The sequence below is a fragment of the Paenibacillus sp. N3.4 genome (assembly GCF_008017805.1).
Lineage (GTDB): Bacteria > Bacillota > Bacilli > Paenibacillales > NBRC-103111 > Paenibacillus_E.
The window spans coordinates 24,077-43,615 of the sequence record NZ_VRTT01000063.1 but is presented as its reverse complement, the minus strand read 5'-3'; the positions used below and the strand labels follow the sequence as shown (position 1 = coordinate 43,615).

The window sequence follows — 19,539 nt, the reverse complement described above, 5'->3', positions numbered from 1 at the left end:
CTTTCAACTTCACGCTTAACGTCGTATGACTGATTCCGTCAGCGGTTAGTGTAGCGTTGCCCGTTTCAACCGTGCTCTTCTCTGTTGACAGCCCCCCGGGCTCGAACTGAACGGAGGCCGTCGCTGCTATTGCACTTCCTCCAACACTGGCCCTTATCGTCGCGGTTCCCAACGTCGTCGGTGCTGTCAGCCTCGCCGTGTAAGTGCCATTATGGTTGTCTGTTACAGGGCCAACCGTGCCTAACGTCGAGGTGATTCTGACCAACGCTTCTCTAGCTGTCAAAGCATTGCCCTGCGCGTCTTTCAACTTCACGCTTACCGTCGTATGACTGATTCCGTCAGCGGTTAGTGTAGCGTTGCCCGTTTCAACTGTGCTCTTCTCTGTTGACAACCCCCCGGGCTCGAACTGAACGGAGGCCGTCGCTGCTATTGCACTTCCTCCAACACTGGCGCTGATCGTCGCGGTTCCCACCGTCGTCGGGGCTGTCAGCGTCGCCGTGTAGGTGCCATTATGGTTGTCTGTTACTGCGCCAACCGTGCCTAACGTCGAAGTGATCGCGACCGTCGCTCCTCCGGTGGTCAAAGCATTGCCCTGCGCGTCTTTCAGATTTACGCTTATCGTTGTCTGACTGGTTCCGTCAGCGGTCAGAGTAACGTTGCCCATTTCAACCGTGCTCTTCTCTGTTGACAGCCCCCCTGACACGAACTGCACGGAGGCCGTCGCTGCTATTGCACTTCCTCCAACACTGGCGCTTATCGTCGCGGTGCCCACCATCGTCGGAGCCGTCAGCGTCGCCGTGTAAGTGCCATTATGGTTGTCTGTTACAGGGCCAACCGTGCCTAACGTCGAGGTGATTCTGACCAACGCTTCTCCAGCTGTCAAAGCATTGCCCTGCGCGTCTTTCAACTTCACGCTTAACGTCGTATGACTGATTCCGTCAGCGGTTAGTGTAGCGTTGCCCGTTTCAACCGTGCTCTTCTCTGTTGACAGCCCCCCGGATTCGAACTGAACGGAGGCCGTCGCTGCTATTGCACTTCCTCCAACACTGGCCCTTATCGTCGCGGTTCCCACCGTCGTCGGTGCTGTCAGCCTCGCCGTGTAAGTGCCATTATGGTTGTCTGTTACAGGGCCAACCGTGCCTAACGTCGAAGTGATCGCGACCGTCGCTCCTCCGGTCGTCAAAGCATTGCCCTGCGCGTCTTTCAGATTCACGCTTACCGTCGTCTGACTGGTCCCATCAGCGGTCAAATAATCATCGTCTGTTTCAACCGTACTCTTCGCTGTTGACAGCCCCCCGGGCACGAACTGAACGGAGGCCGTCGCTGCTATTGCATTTCCTCCAACACTGGCGCTTATCGTCGCGGTTCCCACCGTCGTCGGAGCCGTCAGCGTCGCCGTGTAGGTGCCGTTATGGTTGTCCGTTACTGGGCCAACCGTACCAAACGTTGAAGCGATGGCGACCGTCGCTCCCCCAGTTGTCCAAGCATTACCCTGTGCGTCTTTCAGCTTCACACTAACCGTCGTCTGACTTGTCCCATCAGCTACAAGACTGGAATTCGCACTAGAGACCTCGCTCCCTCCCAGGGATAACGAATTATCCGCAATCATGTAAGTTCTGAAAGTATAGTCATAAGTAGAAATTCCTGAATAACCTCTTGTATACGGATTGCTATTGCTGCCATTCCATCCAAAACCAGCATCTCCTCCCGTGGAGACAACCATTCTATACATCGTGTCCTTCTTCAAATACGGCGGGGCCCCAGAGAAATCTAACGATACCCAGCCTAGGCTGACACCCCTCAATTGCGCTGTGGCAAGCGGCGTCGAAAGATCGCCCTCCTTATAAAGGATCAGTTGGATTACTTCAGGGGGGTCTAAAACATAAAATGTGTTGATATCAATCTTTGTGAGATTACCTGTAATTGCAGGGGTAAACGTCTGATAACGTGAATTATCACGATTAACCCAAATATTACCAGAGTAATTTGGCTGATCTTGATCCAAGACAACCGCACCTGCAGCGGCAGCATTTCCACCAGTTAGCCCTCCTAAAGTAACCATGAATATAAGAATCATGGCAATCCAGCGTTTATTTCTTTTCAAGACTTTCATCCTCCGTTCATATCTTCATGCCATTTTTTATATCAACGATTAACTCACGTAAAGAGCGTACCCCCCGCAAATGAGCGCTATCAGGAAAATAATGCCGAAGTACCATTTGGTAAATGTCCAAGTCATCTTTCCGGTATCCCACCATACCGAAATGTAAATTCCAATTCCAACAATGATACTTGCAACAAATGCAATAATTGCAGTTTCCATTTACTACCACCGAAACCTCTCCCAAAATTCTTGATTCATTTAATAAAATAGTGCATGCCTTTCAATTTCTCTATACCTATAAAGGAGTATCTTTATTAAAAACACGAAACGCACGACCGTACTTACTACCCCTTTAGAGGTATGGCGTTTTCCATTATGACGCTATATGATATCGTTAGATTTTCCTTGAGAATAAGTGAACCAGCAAGAAAGGGGAGCAACATGTTAACAATGTCAACAACAGCCCGCTCTGGAGGTAAACGGACGGCATTCGTTATAAACGTGGTCATCCATATTCTTTACATTCTTTTACTGCCTGCATGGTATTTTTTATCCATGTTCTCCGTCATGCTGTTCGATGCACCAGGCTCGGAGCAGCAATGGCCTATCTTGGTGTTCTATTATGCTTTAAATAGCTACCCGTATACCGTTCTAGGTGCGATTGCTTTAGCTTGGATGATCTATAGAAAAGGAATCTACAAATGGACTTATCCGGTTTCTGTCTTTCCAGCCGTAATCGTTATCGTGTGCACTGCACTGATGGCTGGCTTCGGCGAATAGTCGGCATGGACAGCCTACTTTTGCCCCTCCGCTATCTGTTCTAAAATTGATTTAGAATATCGTCCAAAAACCTAATAAACCTGCACAATTGCCAATGATAAAATGAGAAAGGCCTACACCGATCAAAGTACGTTGACGGGCAAACATCCAACCCCACAACCAGCTAGTCATGAACGCAGCCATTCCAAGACCAATCGAAGTATGTAAATGTAAAGCGCCGAATAGAACAGAGGTGATCAGAATGGACCAGAATACTGCCCGCTTTGAAACGATTAGTCGAGCTACCGTGTTCTGAAAGACGCCTCGTGCAATAAATTCCTGCAAGGGTGCTACCACTATATAGCTAACATAGGTCCAATCCCAGTAATGCCAGTTGATTAAGATTTGGTTAGGAAAGGGGTTAAGCTCCAATTGGAGAACTCCATATTTAAGTGCGATGAGTCCAACGACCACAGCGGCCGAGACTAAGATGGATTCAAAAACTGTCTTCCCAAAGTCATTCGCATTTACTCCAAACTCCCTTAACGGCATTCGACTCGAACGTAAAATCCATAGAATAATCAGCAATGTAATGACTTCCAAAAAACGCGTAAGCACAAACGCTAACGTATTCGCGAAGGATAATGACAAAAATGTATCCGATTTAAAGAATCCCAGAATAAATGCATAGACACTCATCAGCAATACAACACAAATAAACAATGAACTAAGCTCCACTCTTGCATGAAGGGCAGTTATTAATTCACCATTTTTTTGTTCTAGCTCGTAATAAGATGCAGAAAGGCGTTTATAATTTTTACTCAAAAACAAACCGCTAAGCGAAGGATACGCTTGCAGCAAATCTTCAAAGTCTTGACGATTCAGACGAATCGCTGATACCTCCATCACTGCTGATACCGTGGCTGCACGTGAAGCTCCAGTTAATAGTGAGAGCTCCCCAATAATATCCCCTTTATGTAATTCCCCGACTTGGCGGCGTCCCCCCTGCTTATCCTCTTGCCACACAGTAGCCATGCCGCTTTCAATGACATATAACGCATCCCCTTGCTCGCCCTCTCGCACAATATCCGCTTGAGGGGCATAACTCACAATACGCAATGCAGCTAAGAAAGCTTCCCATTCCCGGGGGAGCGGATTAGCGGAAGGCATGTCAAAATTGGTGACAAGCAAGCTGCGGCGCTCTACCGTTTCTGAATAAGCTTCTTCGTGTACTATTTTTGATCGAATGCCCATGCTATTACTCATTGGGAGCAATCACTTCCCATTTAGGGCACCCATAATAAGCAATTTGTTTTTGGTTCAACGGATATCGTCCACAGTTAAAATAGCGCCAAAAGAAAGAATCATAGCTTTTGCAACGCCCAGAATTCTTATCCAGCAGCGGGCAATCGATAATCGTACAGCAGCGTTGACACGTATTGCAATCCTGCGTGCCTGTTGTCCAGTTTTCCGTGACTTGAACGACCGTCCGTTCCGGACCTAGCATCGGGGGAGAAATAAAGGGAACAGAGAACATTTCGCGGTATTTCTTGTCCGTTATATTGCGGTATACAATCCTCCAAAAATTCTTGACCATCGGAATATAAAACTTCGTATACCGCCAAAACTTATAATCTCTAAAATAAATCCGCGAAATGACTGGTGCGAACAAAAAGCCCAGTAATCCCCCTGTGCATGCACAAGCGATATTAAAAGCTAGGAAAAGAATTCTAAGAATTGCCCATTTATATGGTTTTAAAATGATGCTCGCCTCCTTCTGTCTTGTGTTCCCTTATAAAATTAGAGCAAATCCTTCAATTTCTCTATACCTATAAAGGAGTATCTTCTTCAAAAAAAGTATTAGATTTTCCTTGAGAAGCTTCGTGGACGACACGGACATTCCGGCGTGAGTGAAAGGCGCAGTGGGAGCAATCCATGATCGTGGATCTAATTGTCAGATTTCGTCCTTAGTTGTCTGTAATTCGCGCAGCTCTTCCATTACAATAGAATGTAAAAGCTAGATGATGGTAGAGGTGTTTGAAGATGGACGTAAACAATCATATGGAGAGTCAAACCGTCAAATCAGAGCTTGAAATGCATGCCACTGATTTGACGCCGGATCATAAAGATGTTATGACGCTTAGGGAATTTATGAATGGACAAATGTGCATGAAGCCGGATGTGTTTCTCAGCCTTGCCAGGGCAATAGCGGCCTCTGTCGGAAAGCTTCATCAGCAGCAGATCGTTCATCTCGATTTACGGCCGGAGCGGATTGGTGTTCATTCAAATGGAAAAGAGGCTTATTTGAGCGATTCAGGCTATGCGGTGTATCGTTCGAATCATGGCTATGTCCGTCCGACCCACGGCATTTTGGAAGCAGGCTTGCCCTATTGCTCACCCGAGCATACAGGCAGGATGCTAAGATCTGTAGATGAGCGTAGCGATCTATACTCTTTAGGCGTTATTTTTTATGAAATGCTGGCTGACCGTCTGCCTTTTCTAGCCGACAATCCGCTCGAATGGGTGTATATGCATCTAGCAACAAGCCCTCTGCCGCTTACAAATCAAAGAACACATTTACCTGACAGTCTAGCTTCTATTATCATGAAGTTATTGGAAAAAAATCCCGATAAACGTTACCAGAATGCCGCTTTTCTAATAGCGGATTTGGATAAAATAGGACGTTCTCACGATACTTTCTTCACGGAGCCGGGGTTTCACGGCAGAGAGTATGAAATTTCCATGCTGACGCAAGCCTTTTATTCCGCTTGCTTCGGGTCAACAGAAATGGTATACATTTCAGGAGAAGCCGGCATCGGAAAAACAAGCTTGATGGATGAAATATTTCGAAAACAACAGCATTCACAAGATTTTTTCTATATCACGGGAAAGTTCGAACAAATATCAAAAGAGAGCCCCTATCATCCCATCATTCAGGCATTTCGCGGATTAATGCGTCATTTGCTAGGGGAACGAAAGTTCCAGTCCGAGCTATGGAAAGGAAAGCTGAGAGAAGCTTTGGGCGCAAATGCCAACGTCATTACAGCGATTATTCCTGAAGCCGAGCTGATATTGGGCGTTATGTCGGCTGCGGAAGAGCTTCCGGCCAATGAGTCGAAAAAACGGTTCATTTATGTTTTTCGCAAATTTGTGCAAGCACTTGCTTCAAAAGAACATCCGATCGTCCTGTTCATCGATGATTTGCAATGGGCAAATTCTTCGTCTCTCCAGTTAATTCATGCACTCTTATGCGATCCGGAATGCCAATATTTGATGTTTGTCTGCGCTTATCGCCATACGGAAACAGACCTTAGCAAGCTGCCGGGGTACGAAGCAGACGGAAGTGTCACAGATCAAGCTTTTGTCCATCATATTCATCTGTCTCCACTGAACCTTACGCAAATGAACCATATCGTTATGGAGACACTAAATAGCCAAGCCGACACAACGTTATCCTTGACAGAATTGCTGTATCATAACTCAGGCGGTAATCCGTTTCATTTTAAACAAATATTGCTCCGCTTGCAGGGAGATAGCATTCTGCTGTACAACCACGAGAAGCGTTGCTGGCAATGGGATTTGGGACAAATTATCGAGCAGGGACCGAGCTATGCCATCAATGATCTGATGGCGCACAGGCTGCACCGTCTTTCAAGTGATGCACAGGAGCTGCTCAAAATTGCATCCTGTGTAGGAAGCACATTTCACCCTCATTTGATAGCTCGCGTTGCGAATCGAGAAATAGAGGATATGATTGCAGAATGGTCCACGATTGAAGCCGAAGGAATGATTTTGCCGTTTGAAACAGATAAATTTCGTTTTGCTCACGATAGTATACAGAAACTGATATACAGTCTAATCGATGATAAAACGAAACAAATTATCCATCTCCAAATAGGCAGAAGCATGAACGGGAAGGATGCCGGATATGGAGACAACTCGTTTGATGCTGTCAATCATCTTAATCAGGGCTCTGTAATAATAACGGACGTACAGGAGATCTTACAGCTCGTAAAATTGAATCTGGAAGTGGGAAACCGTGCCAAGGCGCGTCCGCCTACGATATTGCCTTAGGGTATTTCGGAAAAGGGGTGGAACTGCTGTCAGCGGAAGATTGGGACAATGAGTTCGATCTCATCTTTGAATTGCATGCCCAAAAAGCGGAATGCGAATATTTATGCGGCAATCATATGAAGTCTAATCAGGAAATCGATTTCTTACTCGGTCATGCGCGCAATCCGGTTGAGCGGAGCAGGGTGCAAATGATCAGAATTATGCAGTTTATCAATCAAGGAAAATATTTGGAAAGTACTGCTCTCGGCTTAGAAAGCCTAAGGGAACATCACATTATCATTTCGCCCAATCCGGGAAACATCTTGCTCCTGATTGAAGGGATGCGAATTGAGGCGCTGCTGCGTAATCGATATGGCAGACTCGCTCATTTAGAAGAAATGTCTGATAAAGAGCGGATTACCGCCATGAATTTGATTTTTGCGATTGTTCCCTCTACCTTCTTTACCAATAAAAAGGTCTATTTTCTACTGATGTGCAGAGCCATTCAACTATCACTCAAATATGGAAACACCCCTGTTTCCGCGGCTTTTTATTCGGCATATGGCATGGTTTTGGGTAATTCATTAGGCAAATTCAATAAGGGCTATGCCATCGGCAAGGTAGGAGTGGAGCTTTCCGAGCATTACAATATTCATTCAATTAAAAGTAAAACCTATACGGTTTTCGGCGGGGTACTCTGCCAATTTGCCGGAAATGCCCGCGAGGGGGATGCTTATTTGGCAAAGGCGCTTCGTTTCGGCATGGATTCGGGGGACTATGTGTTTGCCAGTTATGCAATCGGCGCGCATGTTAATTCCTTGTACACAAGAACGTCGTTAAGCGAATTAGCAAGAACGATAGCAGACTATATGGCAGTGCTTGATACAACAAATGATGAGTTTGTAAAACAAAACTTTTACCTGTATCAGCAATTTATTCTCGCTCTTCAGGGTAGGACGGCTGCACCGGACTCGTTTAGCGGCACTGGCTTTGAAGAAGAGGAATTTATAAACCGGATTCACAAGGAGGAAACTTCGGCCACCACCTTATTTCAATATAGCACGTATAAGACTCAGCTTTGCTATTTGCTAGGCAGTTATGAGGAAGCTATCCGTTGGGCTCGGCAAGCGGAGTCTTACGAGGCTTATGCTACCCATTTGCCTCATTTGCCGGAATGCCTATTTTATGAATCACTCGCCGCATTGGCCACCCATACACAGTCGTGGAAGCTGCCGCATATGAAAAAAAAGGTGATTATCAATCTTCGTCGTTTCAGAAAATGGGCAGCATGGAGCCCGAATAATTTTCAATCTAGGAAGTATCTCCTTCAAGCCGAATATGCGCGTGCCTCCGGGAAATTCATCATGGCTGAGGAGTTATATGACAAAACTATCCGTGAGGCGAGAGAGCAAGGCCATATGCAGGTGACAAGCCTTGCAGGTGAGCTCGCAGCCATCCACTATTGGAGGCATGGCAAGAAAAAGACAGCATTATTTTATTTGCAATTGGCTGTTCAGGGTTACAATCAATGGGAAATACCTGTGAAAGTCATGCAATTGGAGGAGCTCATGCTGCACTGGCAGCAGCAAGAGGACGTTGATCAAACGTTTGAAAGCGAACAGACGTCGGTAAGCCGGGGTGATGCGGCGCAATCGGCGGGAACATCTGCCTTTAGGAACGAGTCCAATTCTGTTGACAGCATTGATCTCGCGGCTATCCTCAAAACAACTCAGGCGATCACGAATCAGCTGGACATGGATACGGTGCTTGCGGAAATATTGAATACCATCATGAAATATGCAGGAGCAAGCAAGGGTGCCCTGCTGAACGGCAGCAATGATGCACTTTATATTCAAGTATATGCGGATTCAGAGGGGCAAGATATCCCGTTTCCTATAGAAATGAATGACAGTTCCCTCTTGCCGGAAGGGATCATCAGATATGTCTATCGTACACAGGAGGAGGTCCATTATAGCGGAGGAGAAGAAAGTTGGCTGATTCACAATCCGTATATTGCGAAGTACAGGCCTCAATCTGCCTTGTGTATTCCGGTAACTGTTCATGGCACTATGCTGGGCGTTCTTTACCTTGAAAACAAGCTTGCAAGCGGTGTGTTCACTTACGATCGCATGGCTGTTATTCTGGCTATGGCGTCACATGGCGTGTTGATGTGTGTGCTTCAAAGCTCGACCGAGCAATCTTATTCAGAGCCTGGTATGGAGGAAGAAGCGCAGCCGCTGCCTAGTATGATGGAGGAACCTCTCACTGATCGTGAGTTGGAAGTGCTCGCATTATTAGCGGCAGGATTGTCCAATAAGGAAATTGCCGATCACCTGATTATTGCCATAGGCACAGTGAAGGTTCATGTGAAAAATATTTTCGCCAAGTTAAAGGTCAATCGGCGCACAAAAGCAATAGCACAGGCCAAGGAATTAAAGCTGCTCGGTCAAAGTACGCGACAACGTCCTATTTAAAACCTGATGCAGCATTACAGTTCGTCCATATTTGTCCAACTTCTGAAATTGAATTCTATTATTGTCTTTTGTTTTTCAGCATGTAAAAAGCCTAGATGAATCAAGTAATTAATTCGTCTAGGCCTAATATATTAATTTCAAACTTACAGCTGAATTTATCTCATTCTTAGATCAAATGTATCTCAACTATCGCCTTAACTTACACCTGTTTTTTTAAATTTTTTTCGTTAAACCCGATAGGCACGCATCGCTTTACGCAGCTCACGCCAAGATGGGCGTTTGCCGTACATGAGCACCCCTGTGCGATAAATCTTGGCCGCTACCCATGCCATTGCCAAAATAGATGCCAGCTGAATGGCAATAGACAGCCATATTTCCCATAATGCTGGACTGCTCATTCCGATGCGCAGGAACATGATTAATGGCGAGAGAAATGGTACGAATGACATCGCCACGATAAAGCCGGAATTCGGATTGCTCAGTCCGAACATGGCGATCATGAAAGCCCCGACGATCAGCATTGTGACCGGCATAATCGCCTGGCCTACCTCTTCTGTGCGGCTAACAAGTGAGCCGACGGCTGCGAATACGGTTGCGTAGATGAAGAAGCCAAGCAGGTAAAAGATCAAGAAGTAGACGATCAGCGAAAGCTGCATATCCGACCAATTCAAATGCAACTCTTCTATGAGTTTACTGCTGCCGGATAAATTCAGATTAATGACAGCAACGACAATCGTTAGTGCGATTTGAGTGAGGGCCAGCATGCAAATCCCAATAATTTTACCAAACATTTGTTTGAGCGGTGAAACGGAAGTAATGAGCAGTTCCATGACTCGCGAGCTTTTCTCTGCTGTTATTTCCATCGCAACCATGTTGCCAAATCCAATAACCCCCATGTACAGCATGAAGAGCATGACATACACAAGTGCGTAGGACATCACCATTTGGGATTCTGATTTCCCCGCCGCGGCTCCATCGTTAGTTGATATTTGGACGGTTGCCAGAGATATAGGAGCCTGAATGTTTGCTTTCTGTTCCGCTGCCAAGCCTGCTCCCTTTAACATCACATCCGTTTTAATAAGCTGAAGCGCGGTTTGCAGTTTATTTTTGAGTGAAAATTCCAGCGTTCCTTCTGATTTATAAACAATTTTGGGAAACCCGGACTCAACTGCATCCGTAAATTCTAAATAGCCCTTAATCTTCTTAGCGGCAATTTGTTGCTTGCCCAAGATTTCATTTGCGGCTGCATTGCCTGCATCTTGGAGGGGAACAATGACAATCTCAGGGCTCATCTGCTGCTTATAAAAAGCTTCTAATTTACCGGCTAACTCTGTTTGTTTGCCTCCGAAAACACCGATTGAGGTCGCATCGTGCGAAGACAGCTTATCAATTAAAGCAGGCAAATGAATTAATATGGATAAGATCAGAATGAGTATAACGCTCATCACGCGAAACGACTTGGAGCGAAATCGTGTCAGATAAGTAAATTTAATAACTGTAAATATGCTATTCATGCGCTCTTCCCACCTTCTGGATGAAGATTTCATTCAAGGTTGGTTCCATAATCTGAAATCTCTGTATGGTAGATTGCTGCAGGGCATGATGAAGGATCCGCTGTGCGGCGGCCGCATCATTAATCCGAATCTCATAACCAGTCAAATGCTTTACTACGGAAGTCACACCCGGAACTTCTTCCAATCCGACAATAAGCTGTTCCGTCTCCAACATAATTCTTTCCTTAGGAAAGCTAGCCTTAATTTCTTTCAAGCTGCCCTGAACCAATGTGTTAGAACGATCCAGAATGCAAATATTCTCGCACAACTCCTCCACATGCTCCATACGATGACTGGAAAATAAAATGGTTTTGCCCTCATCGCGCAAGCTTTTTACTGTTGCCTTTAGAAGCTCGACATTGACCGGATCAAGACCGCTAAAGGCTTCATCCAAAATCAAAATGTCCGGATTATGAATGACCGCTGCAATAAATTGGATCTTCTGCTGGTTGCCTTTAGAGAGATCCTCAATCTTTTTATTGTAGTACTCGGGGACATTGAATCGCTCCAGCCATGCCTTTAAATCCGCATCCGCCTGTTTCCGAGCTACGCCTCGCAATTCAGCCAAATAAATAATTTGTTCACTAACCTTTACTTTCGGGTACAATCCGCGCTCCTCCGGTAAATACCCCATCAACCTGCGAAGCTCTTCGCGATAGCCTTTTCCGTTCCACGAGATGCTCCCCTGGTCAGGATAAATGAGACCTAAAGCCATGCGCATCGTGGTGGTTTTTCCAGCTCCATTTGCGCCCAATAAACCATATATTTCACCTTTCTTTACACGAAGCTGAATATTGTTTACGGCGGTCTTCTCTCCATATTGCTTCGAAACATTGTCGATAATCAAAGGATACGTCACCTTTTATCCCACCTTTCCAATCTTTTCCTTCGTCAGATAGCCCAGTATTTCATCCAACTCAACAGCCTGTGTATGCAGGATTTGGACACCTAAACGTTGGAGCTCCTGTTCAGTTTGTTGAGAGTAACGACTCGTTAATTTAAGCGATGTCCCATTACCCTGCCGTTCAATGGCAACGACCCCTGTTAGAGGAGTAAAGTCATGTATATGGGGTTCGATCCATAGTGACTTCCATTCATCCAAGAGAACATCCTTTTCGTAGCATCCAAGTAATTTGCCCTCATGAATGAATGCTACATAATCCGCAAGGCGTTTCACCTCATCCACGATATGCGTGGCCATCAATACCGTCCTATCGCCACTTCCCATATAGGCTATCACTTCGTCCATCATGATACGCCATGCAAAAGGGTCAAGTCCTGAGGTTGGTTCATCCATTAATAGGATCTTTGGATCAAAAGCAATAGCATGAATGAATGACAACTTACGTTTCGTCCCTTTCGAAAGAAGCGCTAGTTGCTGGTTTTCGTCTACTCCAAATCGCTCGTACAGCTCTTTTACTTTGTCATGGCGCCAGCTAGGATACCAATGGGATACAAATTGCGTCAATCCTTTCACGGTCTGCATCCTGAATCGTTCCATTCTTCAACTTCCGGCACGTAGCCCATCGCCTGTTTAATGGCTACTTCGTCAACAGCATATGATTTCCCATGTAAGTGAATATCACCTCTATCAGGCTTATTTAGATTCATTAACAAGCGAAATAATGAGCTTTTCCCTGAGCCATTAGGTCCGACAACAGCAATGATATAACCAGGCTCTATTTCCAGATCCATCGGTCCAAGCTGTAGGGTATCCAGTGACTTGGTAACGCCTCTTATAGAAATAGCTTTAAAACCGTCTGTTTCCATGCTCATTCTGCCTCCCCATTTGTCCTCTCCTGCTCTTCTCTGAGCTCACGTTCTAGCGCTTCTTCAAATAAGCTTCTTAGCTCTTCCGTCGTGCAATGAACACGGCGACCTGTTATGACGGCGGCCCTCAGCGCTGCTGATACAGCCTCATAACGATACTTTTCCATGCGTGAATCACCAACCTCTGCCACATAGGTTCCCATGCCTTGTCTTGTACCAAGAATTCCTTCATTCTCTAAATCCTGATACACTCTGCGGATCGTAATGACGCTGCAAGACAACTCAGCCGCAAACTCACGAATAGAGGGCAGAAGCGTACCTGCCGGGAGTTGACCATTCAGAATAAGCGCTCGAAGCTGATCTTCAATTTGATGATACATAGGTTCTGCAAGATGCGGTGAAACTTGAATGGGAATTGGCAGCTTCCTATCCATGCCAATCACGTCTCGCCAATCTCTTTGTTAACCCATTGGCACTTACGACGATAGCTAGCGCTCCGAGTAATAGAGATATGATGGGTAAATATACATGATAGTTTCTAACGCCATCCATAATCGCTGCCCAAATCGATTGTTTCAGCAGCATCCAGAGCCCGATGGCTCCAACCACATAAATAGGCAACAAAATCAGATTCATCATGAAGTACGATTTCCCTTTAAGGGTTAATTCCCAACTGACGTACAGGCTTGAGACGATTAACGAATATCCGACCCACACCAACATGAATAGAGCACATTCGAGAAGATTCAACGTTAGCTTCCCAGTAATCGCAAGTGCAGTGAAATAAAGAGTAAATACCAACAATGCCATGGCACATGTCATCAGCGTTCCTTGTATAAAACGGCTCCAGATCAGAACCTTATCCGATATTGGCATGGTCTTTAAGTAAGCCAATTTTCTCGTGTAGACATCATTACTTTTACATTTAAGCAGCGCTCTTGATATAGGGAAGCCCCATACAGGCACAATTGCCATCACAAAAAAATTCAAAGCTATTTGTGTAAAAATTAAAACACTGTGTGAGTCTTCTTTGCTAGGAAGAAAGGTACTCATCGAATATAAGGTGAAGGCTATATACATATTAAATAATGTATTGGCCAGCAGCGCCCTTTTATTATTTCGAAGATCAACCTTCGCCAACCAATAAGCCTCTTGCCATAACTTCTTGTTGTTCATCAGCCAGCCTCTTAACTGTGTATATTTATATACACAGTATATACACATCTAATATGGAAAATCAAGGATTAATTACAATTCCCTAAATAAAACAAAAAAAGCAAAACCTTTAAACGGTATCCCGTTTGTCGGTCTTGCTTTTAGAATAACTTAGATTGAAAAAAGCTAAGCAAAGTGAAGAACTCACTCGTTTAGCTCCTGTTTACAGTCCAAAGATTGCATCTATGACAGGCTTTGTTGTACCACCTGGATACATCAGGTATAGCAAAACATATACCAATACACCCGTTGGCGCGGTAAGAAGCCATACAATAGCAGCTACGCGGCCGATTTTCTTATGCTTGAAAAATTTATTCTTATAAGCAAACCACAGAGTGATTAGTCCCAGTACACCGCCTACAGTTGCCAATGTGATATGGAAAAACAAGAATAAATGATAAGGTAATTTCAGACTCTCAGGTCCTCCGAAGGCCGTATTACCCTCAAATAAAGTTCTGGACATATAAATGATGAAGAACGCCAGTGCAAAGATTGCGCCCAGAACCATCAACTTCTGATGGGTTTCCCGATGCCCTTTGACAATATGATACCAGCCGAAAGCAACGAATATCGCGCTTATGACGATAAACATTGTTGAAATTGTTGGCAAAATGTGCATCTTCGTAAATCCTTTCTTTTAGGCGCGATTCAAATTGCCGCGTTGGTTATTCAAGCTCTCTTGAGCTTCTAAGCCATCCAAATAGTCATCTTCTTTACGTTCTCTACGATACCATCTAAAGAAAATATAGGCAAGCGTTGTGCCATAGACGGCTTCTTGGATGATTTTCATAATAACACCACCGAGCTGTTGATCATCGAGAGGTGATAAATGTGCAAATGGCACTGTAATATTTCCATACATATCATAAATGACCGAATCCGCAAAAATAATGAGCGCACAGGCTGGTGTCAACAAAATACCATTCCCGAAAATATAGGCCATTTTCTTCAATTCGTTCAGGCTATTCAACTCTGGAAGTGGACAAAATATAGGGAACCACATCATGAAAGCAGTAAACAGCAATAGGCAATGATAACCGAACAGTAATATATCATTCTTCATCAAGCCATCCATAATAAGAGGCATATGGTAGATGGAGAAGAGCATATTAAACAGAAACAGCGCAATAAGTGGACGTGTAAAAAACGAAAAAATGACACGGAATATAACATTTTTCATGAGAGAGCGAAGCAGCCAAGCCGGTGTTCCCACCCAAATAAAGATCGGAAAAATTAAGTATAGTATCGTTTGCTGCAGCATGTGTATACTGAACAAGTAGTGGTGACCAATATAATTAATCGGACTTCCTTGCCCAATATAAAATAGAACTAAACCTACGTAAAAAGATACCTTCTGCTTGACCGAAACCGGTTCGCGCTCTGCATTACTCCCATTCCCCTCAGCGACGAATCGACTGTACATAAACCCGACAACAACGACCACCAACAGTAAAACAGGATTCCACAAATCAAAAAAACCGCCAATTTGGTTCATAACTGATATCTTTCTCCTTTCAACGCTAGCCAAGGATTAACGACTTCGTCGTCCTTTAATGACGTGCGAGGTTATCAAGGTAGATGCGAAGCAAATGTATAGACATATACTCTCTTATCTACTAAAAAAAGAGGAGGCACTTTGCCTAAACAAAGGTGCCTCTTCCTGTTTTCTTACCACCAAACCCAATAGACAGCCATTAATACCCCAGTTAGAGCAACGAAAGCTCCACCAGCAAGGAAAATCAATGGGAATAAGTGTCCTCTTTCCTTGGCATGCATCCAGAACAGAAGCTGAATGACTGCTTGCACAATAGCCAGTGTAACGATAAAGATTAATATAAAGGAACGATCTAAGTCTCCATACAGTACGACAGCGAATGCCAACATCGTAAGAAGAATCGAGATAATGTAAGACAAATAGTGATTCATTGTAGATTCGTGTTTAACTCTTTTGCTAGGTGCGGATGTATCATGAGAATTGCTGCTCATCTTAGTGACCCACCTTCCCCATCAAGTAAACGACTGTGAAGATAAATACCCAGACTAAGTCAATAAAGTGCCAATACAAAGCGGCTACATAAAACTTAGGTGCTGTAACAACCGTAAGACCTTTTTTGAGTCCTTGCAAAATCAACAGCGTAATCCAACAAACACCGAATGCTACGTGAGCTCCATGGAACCCGACTAAGGTATAAAATGAGGTTGAGAATGCACTTGTTGTAAACTTATGACCTTCATGTACATAATCAATAAACTCAGTAATCTCCATACCTAGGAAGGTAAGACCGAACAATACAGTAACAGCTAACCAAGCTAACAATTGACCAAGCTTTTGTCTATGCATCGCAATAATTGCGAATACACTCGTTAAACTACTAGTCAAGAGGATGAATGTCGACCAACCCACCGTTTTGAGTTTGAAGAGTTCATCAGCCGTAGGACCGTCTGGAACTGAGTTGCGTAAAGCGAGGTAAGTAGCAAACAAACAGCCGAATAATACAACCTCGGCTCCAAGAAAGAGCCAGAAACCGAGGACTTTATTTTTCCCTTCGAGGGTAGCCGTTTCCGGATTAGCAGGCAGTGCGCCCGTATGATGAGTACTCATGCCTTTACCCCCTTCTCGTCTTGAAGCTCTTCCGGTTCAATATGCCAACCATGATCGTCATATACGGAACGCAAGAACATTGCAAAAAGTGTAACTGCCATACCAATACCAGCTACATAATAATTTTTGTACATAAAACCAAAACCGGCAATGAATAAACCAACAGACATTACAAGCGGCAGAATGGAACCGGAAGGCATATGAATGGAGCCAATAGGTTCAGCTGGCGTCATTTCTTTATTACCTGCCATTTTCTCTTTCCAGAATGCATCTAATCCACGAACTAACGGCGTTTGTTTAAAGTTATATTCCGGCGCTGGTGATGGAATCGTCCACTCCAACGTACGACCATCCCAAGGATCGGCAAGAGCAGTCATTGGTTTTCTTGAAGTTGCAATGATGTTGATCAAGAAGATTATTGTACCGATGCCCATAAAGAAAGCACCCACTGTTGAGATTAAGTTACCTACTTCTAAATCATGCCCTGATTGATACGTAAATACACGACGAGGCATTCCCATTAATCCCAAGAAATGCTGCGGGAAGAATGTCAGATGGAAGCCGATGAAGAACAACCAGAAATGCAGTTTGCCTAATTTTTCGTTCAACATGCGACCAAACATTTTTGGCCACCAGTAGTAAAGACCTGCGAACAAACCAAGAACTAGACCGCCAACGATAACATAGTGAAAGTGAGCAACTACGAAATACGTATCATGGTATTGAAAGTCCGCCGCTGGAATCGCAAGCATAACCCCTGTAGTTCCACCCATTACGAAGGTTGGGATAAAAGCTGTTGCGAATATATTCGCAGTTGTAAAACGAATTTGTCCACCCCAAAGCGTAAATAACCAGTTAAAGATTTTCACACCTGTTGGAACAGCGATCGCCATTGTCGCAATAGCAAAGATCGAGTTGGCAACTGGACCTAAACCTGCTGTGAACATATGATGAACCCAAACCATGAAGCCTAAGAAACCGATTAATACAGAAGCAAATACCATGGAGCTATATCCAAAAAGACGCTTTTTTGAGAACGTGGAAACAATTTCAGAAATAATACCGAAAGCCGGAAGAATCAAAATGTAAACTTCGGGGTGCCCGAAAATCCAGAATAGATGCTCCCATAACACGTTGTTACCGCCTCTGGCTGCATCGAAGAATGCGCCGCCAAAGATGCGGTCAAACATCAACTCAACAAGACCAACTGTAATAGCAGGGAAAGCGAGTACAATCAATCCCGACGTGATGAAAGCCGTCCATGTAAACATCGGCATGCGCATGAATGTTAACCCTGGTGCACGCATGTTGATAATCGTAACGAGGAAGTTAATCCCCCCGATGAGTGTACCGATACCAGCAATCTGCAAACCTAGCACATAGAAGTCTGTACCCTGCAAATTGTTTTGCAGCGTCTGACCCAAATTACTATCCGTAATGGTCGATAATGGTGCATATCCCGTCCAACCAGCATCAGGTGCGCCTCCCAAGAACCAGCTTGTGTTCATGAGTACGCCACCTGAAACGAACAGCCAGAAACCAAGTGAGTTTACGAATGGGAATGCAACGTCCCTTGCACCAATTTGCAGAGGCACGATGGCATTCATAAAAGCAAAGATAATCGGCATCGCTGCAAAGAAAATCATTGTCGTTCCGTGCATAGTCGTTAATTGGTTAAAAGAATCCCCGATAAAAATATGTTGATCGGGAAAAGCGAGTTGAATCCGAATGAGAATGGCTTCAAGTCCTCCGATAAGAAAGAAGAAACCGCCCGCTATTAAGTACAGGATACCGATTTTCTTATGATCGACGGTAGTAAGCCAATCCATAAGTCCACTGTATCTTTTTACTGGGTGAGAATGAGCCAACGTAGGAACCTCCTTTATCCTGAGAAGTTTATTTCAAAGTCTGTAAGTACGTAACAATATCTTTGATTTGGGCATCGTCAAGCTTTCCGTTTGCTTCTTTACCGAAAGCCGGCATTTTGTTGCCCGGTTTTTGTTCTTGAGGATTATGTATCCACAAAGCCATTTTCTCAGGAGTGTGTTCCAGAACACCAGCAAGCGTATCGCGATCAGCGAAGCCTTTGAGGTTAGGAGCAACACCAGGACCGTTCGAAGTGATAGCATGACAAGACATACAATTTTCTTTAAATAATTCTTCGCCTTTTTGCGCAGTAGCCGGCACAGTAACAGGCGCTTTCATTTTTTGAACCCAAGCGTTGAAATCTTCTTCGGTTTTGGATTGTACAGTAAAGTTCATTAAGGCATGTGAAGCTCCGCATAGCTCCGCACATCTGCCTTGGAAAGTAGAAATTTCATCGGCTTGTAAATAAAGCGTATTCGTGATCCCTGTGTTGGTATCTACTTTACCTCCGAGGGAAGGTACCCAAAATGCATGAGATACGTCAGCAGAGACGACTTCAAACGAAATGATTTTATCCTTAGGAATGACCAGTTGTTGTGCAGTTGAGATACCTAAATCGGGATATTCAAACTGCCACCAGAATTGATGTGCAGTTACTTTAACATGCACGGCAGCTTTATCCTTAGTGTAGTTGGTTGAGTGCTTAAACGTGTATGACACTGTAGGCACTGCAAGAACCAGAAGCAATAGGATAGGAACAACGGTCCAAATAATTTCAAGCACATGACTGCCTTCAACTTGCTTAGGTATACTATCGTCGCCTTCACGTTTACGAAAGCGTATCAACACATACACATAAATAGCAAATACGACAATTACGACAAATACCATGATAAAGAGACTTAATTTCATTAAATAGAGCTGCTCGGCCGCAACAGGACCTTTTGGTTTCAAAGCAGACAAGGTTGGGTCTCCACACCCGGTTAGCAGGAACGTCATTAACCCGATAAGGGGTATTAGACGCCATAACTTTTTCATTCGACTCATTGTATCAACCCCACTTTTAAAACAATATTTTTACCACGAAGGCCATGCCCATGTCAATTCACTTTATTAACTATAAATTCGTGAAAACTTTTTGTC

At 44.4% G+C, this 19,539-nt stretch carries 19 protein-coding genes; 3 read left to right on the top strand and 16 right to left on the bottom strand.

Annotation, left to right across the window (positions count from 1 at the left end):
- Positions 1-2,104: Ig-like domain-containing protein (locus FU659_RS25720; RefSeq protein ID WP_222708641.1), on the bottom strand; the 2,104-nt coding region annotated here is incomplete at its 3' end.
- A 48-nt stretch (positions 2,105-2,152) separates the two neighbouring features.
- Positions 2,153-2,323: a hypothetical protein gene (locus FU659_RS35805; protein WP_187274397.1), complete on the bottom strand. Its 171-nt coding sequence runs from the start codon at positions 2,321-2,323 to the stop codon at positions 2,153-2,155.
- Between the two features lie 222 nt (positions 2,324-2,545).
- On the opposite strand from FU659_RS35805, the gene FU659_RS25715 reads away from it, so the two are divergent.
- On the top strand, positions 2,546-2,884 hold the full coding sequence (locus FU659_RS25715) for a hypothetical protein (RefSeq protein WP_147950183.1): 339 nt from the start codon (positions 2,546-2,548) through the stop codon (positions 2,882-2,884).
- 51 nt (positions 2,885-2,935) lie between these two features.
- Here FU659_RS25715 and FU659_RS25710 read toward each other — a convergent pair whose 3' ends face one another.
- Positions 2,936-4,129: a cyclic nucleotide-binding domain-containing protein gene (locus tag FU659_RS25710; protein ID WP_147950182.1), complete on the bottom strand. Its 1,194-nt coding sequence runs from the start codon at positions 4,127-4,129 to the stop codon at positions 2,936-2,938.
- A complete protein-coding gene (locus tag FU659_RS25705) occupies positions 4,122-4,535 on the bottom strand; it encodes a hypothetical protein (protein ID WP_147950181.1) in 414 nt (137 codons plus the stop codon). Before FU659_RS25705 ends, FU659_RS25710 begins: the two co-directional genes overlap by 8 nt.
- 371 nt (positions 4,536-4,906) lie before the next feature.
- Between FU659_RS25705 and FU659_RS25700 the strand changes: the two genes are divergently transcribed.
- Entirely contained in the window at positions 4,907-6,937 is a 2,031-nt protein-coding gene (locus FU659_RS25700; protein WP_147950180.1) for an ATP-binding protein, read from the top strand.
- A 17-nt stretch (positions 6,938-6,954) separates the two neighbouring features.
- A complete protein-coding gene (locus FU659_RS37650; protein ID WP_147950179.1) occupies positions 6,955-9,390 on the top strand; it encodes a LuxR C-terminal-related transcriptional regulator in 2,436 nt (811 codons plus the stop codon).
- Positions 9,391-9,617: 227 nt separating this feature from the next.
- Here the strand turns inward: FU659_RS37650 and FU659_RS25690 are convergent, their stop codons facing one another.
- From FU659_RS25690 to coxB, 12 genes are all read right to left on the bottom strand, one after another.
- A complete protein-coding gene (locus FU659_RS25690) occupies positions 9,618-10,904 on the bottom strand; it encodes an ABC transporter permease (protein WP_147950178.1) in 1,287 nt (428 codons plus the stop codon).
- Positions 10,897-11,802, bottom strand: coding sequence for an ABC transporter ATP-binding protein (locus tag FU659_RS25685; RefSeq protein WP_147950177.1), 906 nt, complete (start codon positions 11,800-11,802; stop codon positions 10,897-10,899). The genes FU659_RS25690 and FU659_RS25685 overlap by 8 nt, the downstream gene beginning before the upstream one ends.
- 3 nt (positions 11,803-11,805) lie before the next feature.
- Positions 11,806-12,420, bottom strand: coding sequence for an AAA family ATPase (locus FU659_RS25680; RefSeq protein WP_187274396.1), 615 nt, complete (start codon positions 12,418-12,420; stop codon positions 11,806-11,808).
- Complete coding sequence (locus FU659_RS25675) at positions 12,417-12,713, bottom strand: ATP-binding cassette domain-containing protein (RefSeq protein WP_187274395.1); 297 nt, start codon at positions 12,711-12,713, stop codon at positions 12,417-12,419. The genes FU659_RS25680 and FU659_RS25675 overlap by 4 nt, the downstream gene beginning before the upstream one ends.
- Positions 12,714-12,715: 2 nt before the next feature.
- Positions 12,716-13,147, bottom strand: a complete 432-nt coding sequence (locus FU659_RS25670) for a GntR family transcriptional regulator (RefSeq protein ID WP_315971356.1) — start codon at positions 13,145-13,147, stop codon at positions 12,716-12,718.
- Positions 13,140-13,889, bottom strand: coding sequence for a hypothetical protein (locus tag FU659_RS25665; RefSeq protein WP_147950174.1), 750 nt, complete (start codon positions 13,887-13,889; stop codon positions 13,140-13,142). Before FU659_RS25665 ends, FU659_RS25670 begins: the two co-directional genes overlap by 8 nt.
- Positions 13,890-14,091: 202 nt before the next feature.
- Entirely contained in the window at positions 14,092-14,547 is a 456-nt protein-coding gene (locus tag FU659_RS25660) for a DUF420 domain-containing protein (RefSeq protein ID WP_147950173.1), read from the bottom strand.
- An 18-nt stretch (positions 14,548-14,565) separates the two neighbouring features.
- A complete protein-coding gene (locus FU659_RS25655; protein ID WP_147950172.1) occupies positions 14,566-15,423 on the bottom strand; it encodes a cytochrome c oxidase assembly protein in 858 nt (285 codons plus the stop codon).
- A 173-nt stretch (positions 15,424-15,596) separates the two neighbouring features.
- A complete protein-coding gene (locus tag FU659_RS25650; protein ID WP_147950171.1) occupies positions 15,597-15,914 on the bottom strand; it encodes a cytochrome C oxidase subunit IV family protein in 318 nt (105 codons plus the stop codon).
- Position 15,915: 1 nt separating this feature from the next.
- Positions 15,916-16,530, bottom strand: a complete 615-nt coding sequence (locus tag FU659_RS25645) for a cytochrome (ubi)quinol oxidase subunit III (protein ID WP_147950170.1) — start codon at positions 16,528-16,530, stop codon at positions 15,916-15,918.
- Positions 16,527-18,398: a cytochrome c oxidase subunit I gene (ctaD, locus tag FU659_RS25640; protein ID WP_147950169.1), complete on the bottom strand. Its 1,872-nt coding sequence runs from the start codon at positions 18,396-18,398 to the stop codon at positions 16,527-16,529. The genes FU659_RS25645 and ctaD overlap by 4 nt, the downstream gene beginning before the upstream one ends.
- 28 nt (positions 18,399-18,426) lie before the next feature.
- Entirely contained in the window at positions 18,427-19,443 is a 1,017-nt protein-coding gene (coxB, locus tag FU659_RS25635; RefSeq protein WP_147950168.1) for a cytochrome c oxidase subunit II, read from the bottom strand.
- Between the last annotated feature and the right edge of the window lie 96 nt (positions 19,444-19,539).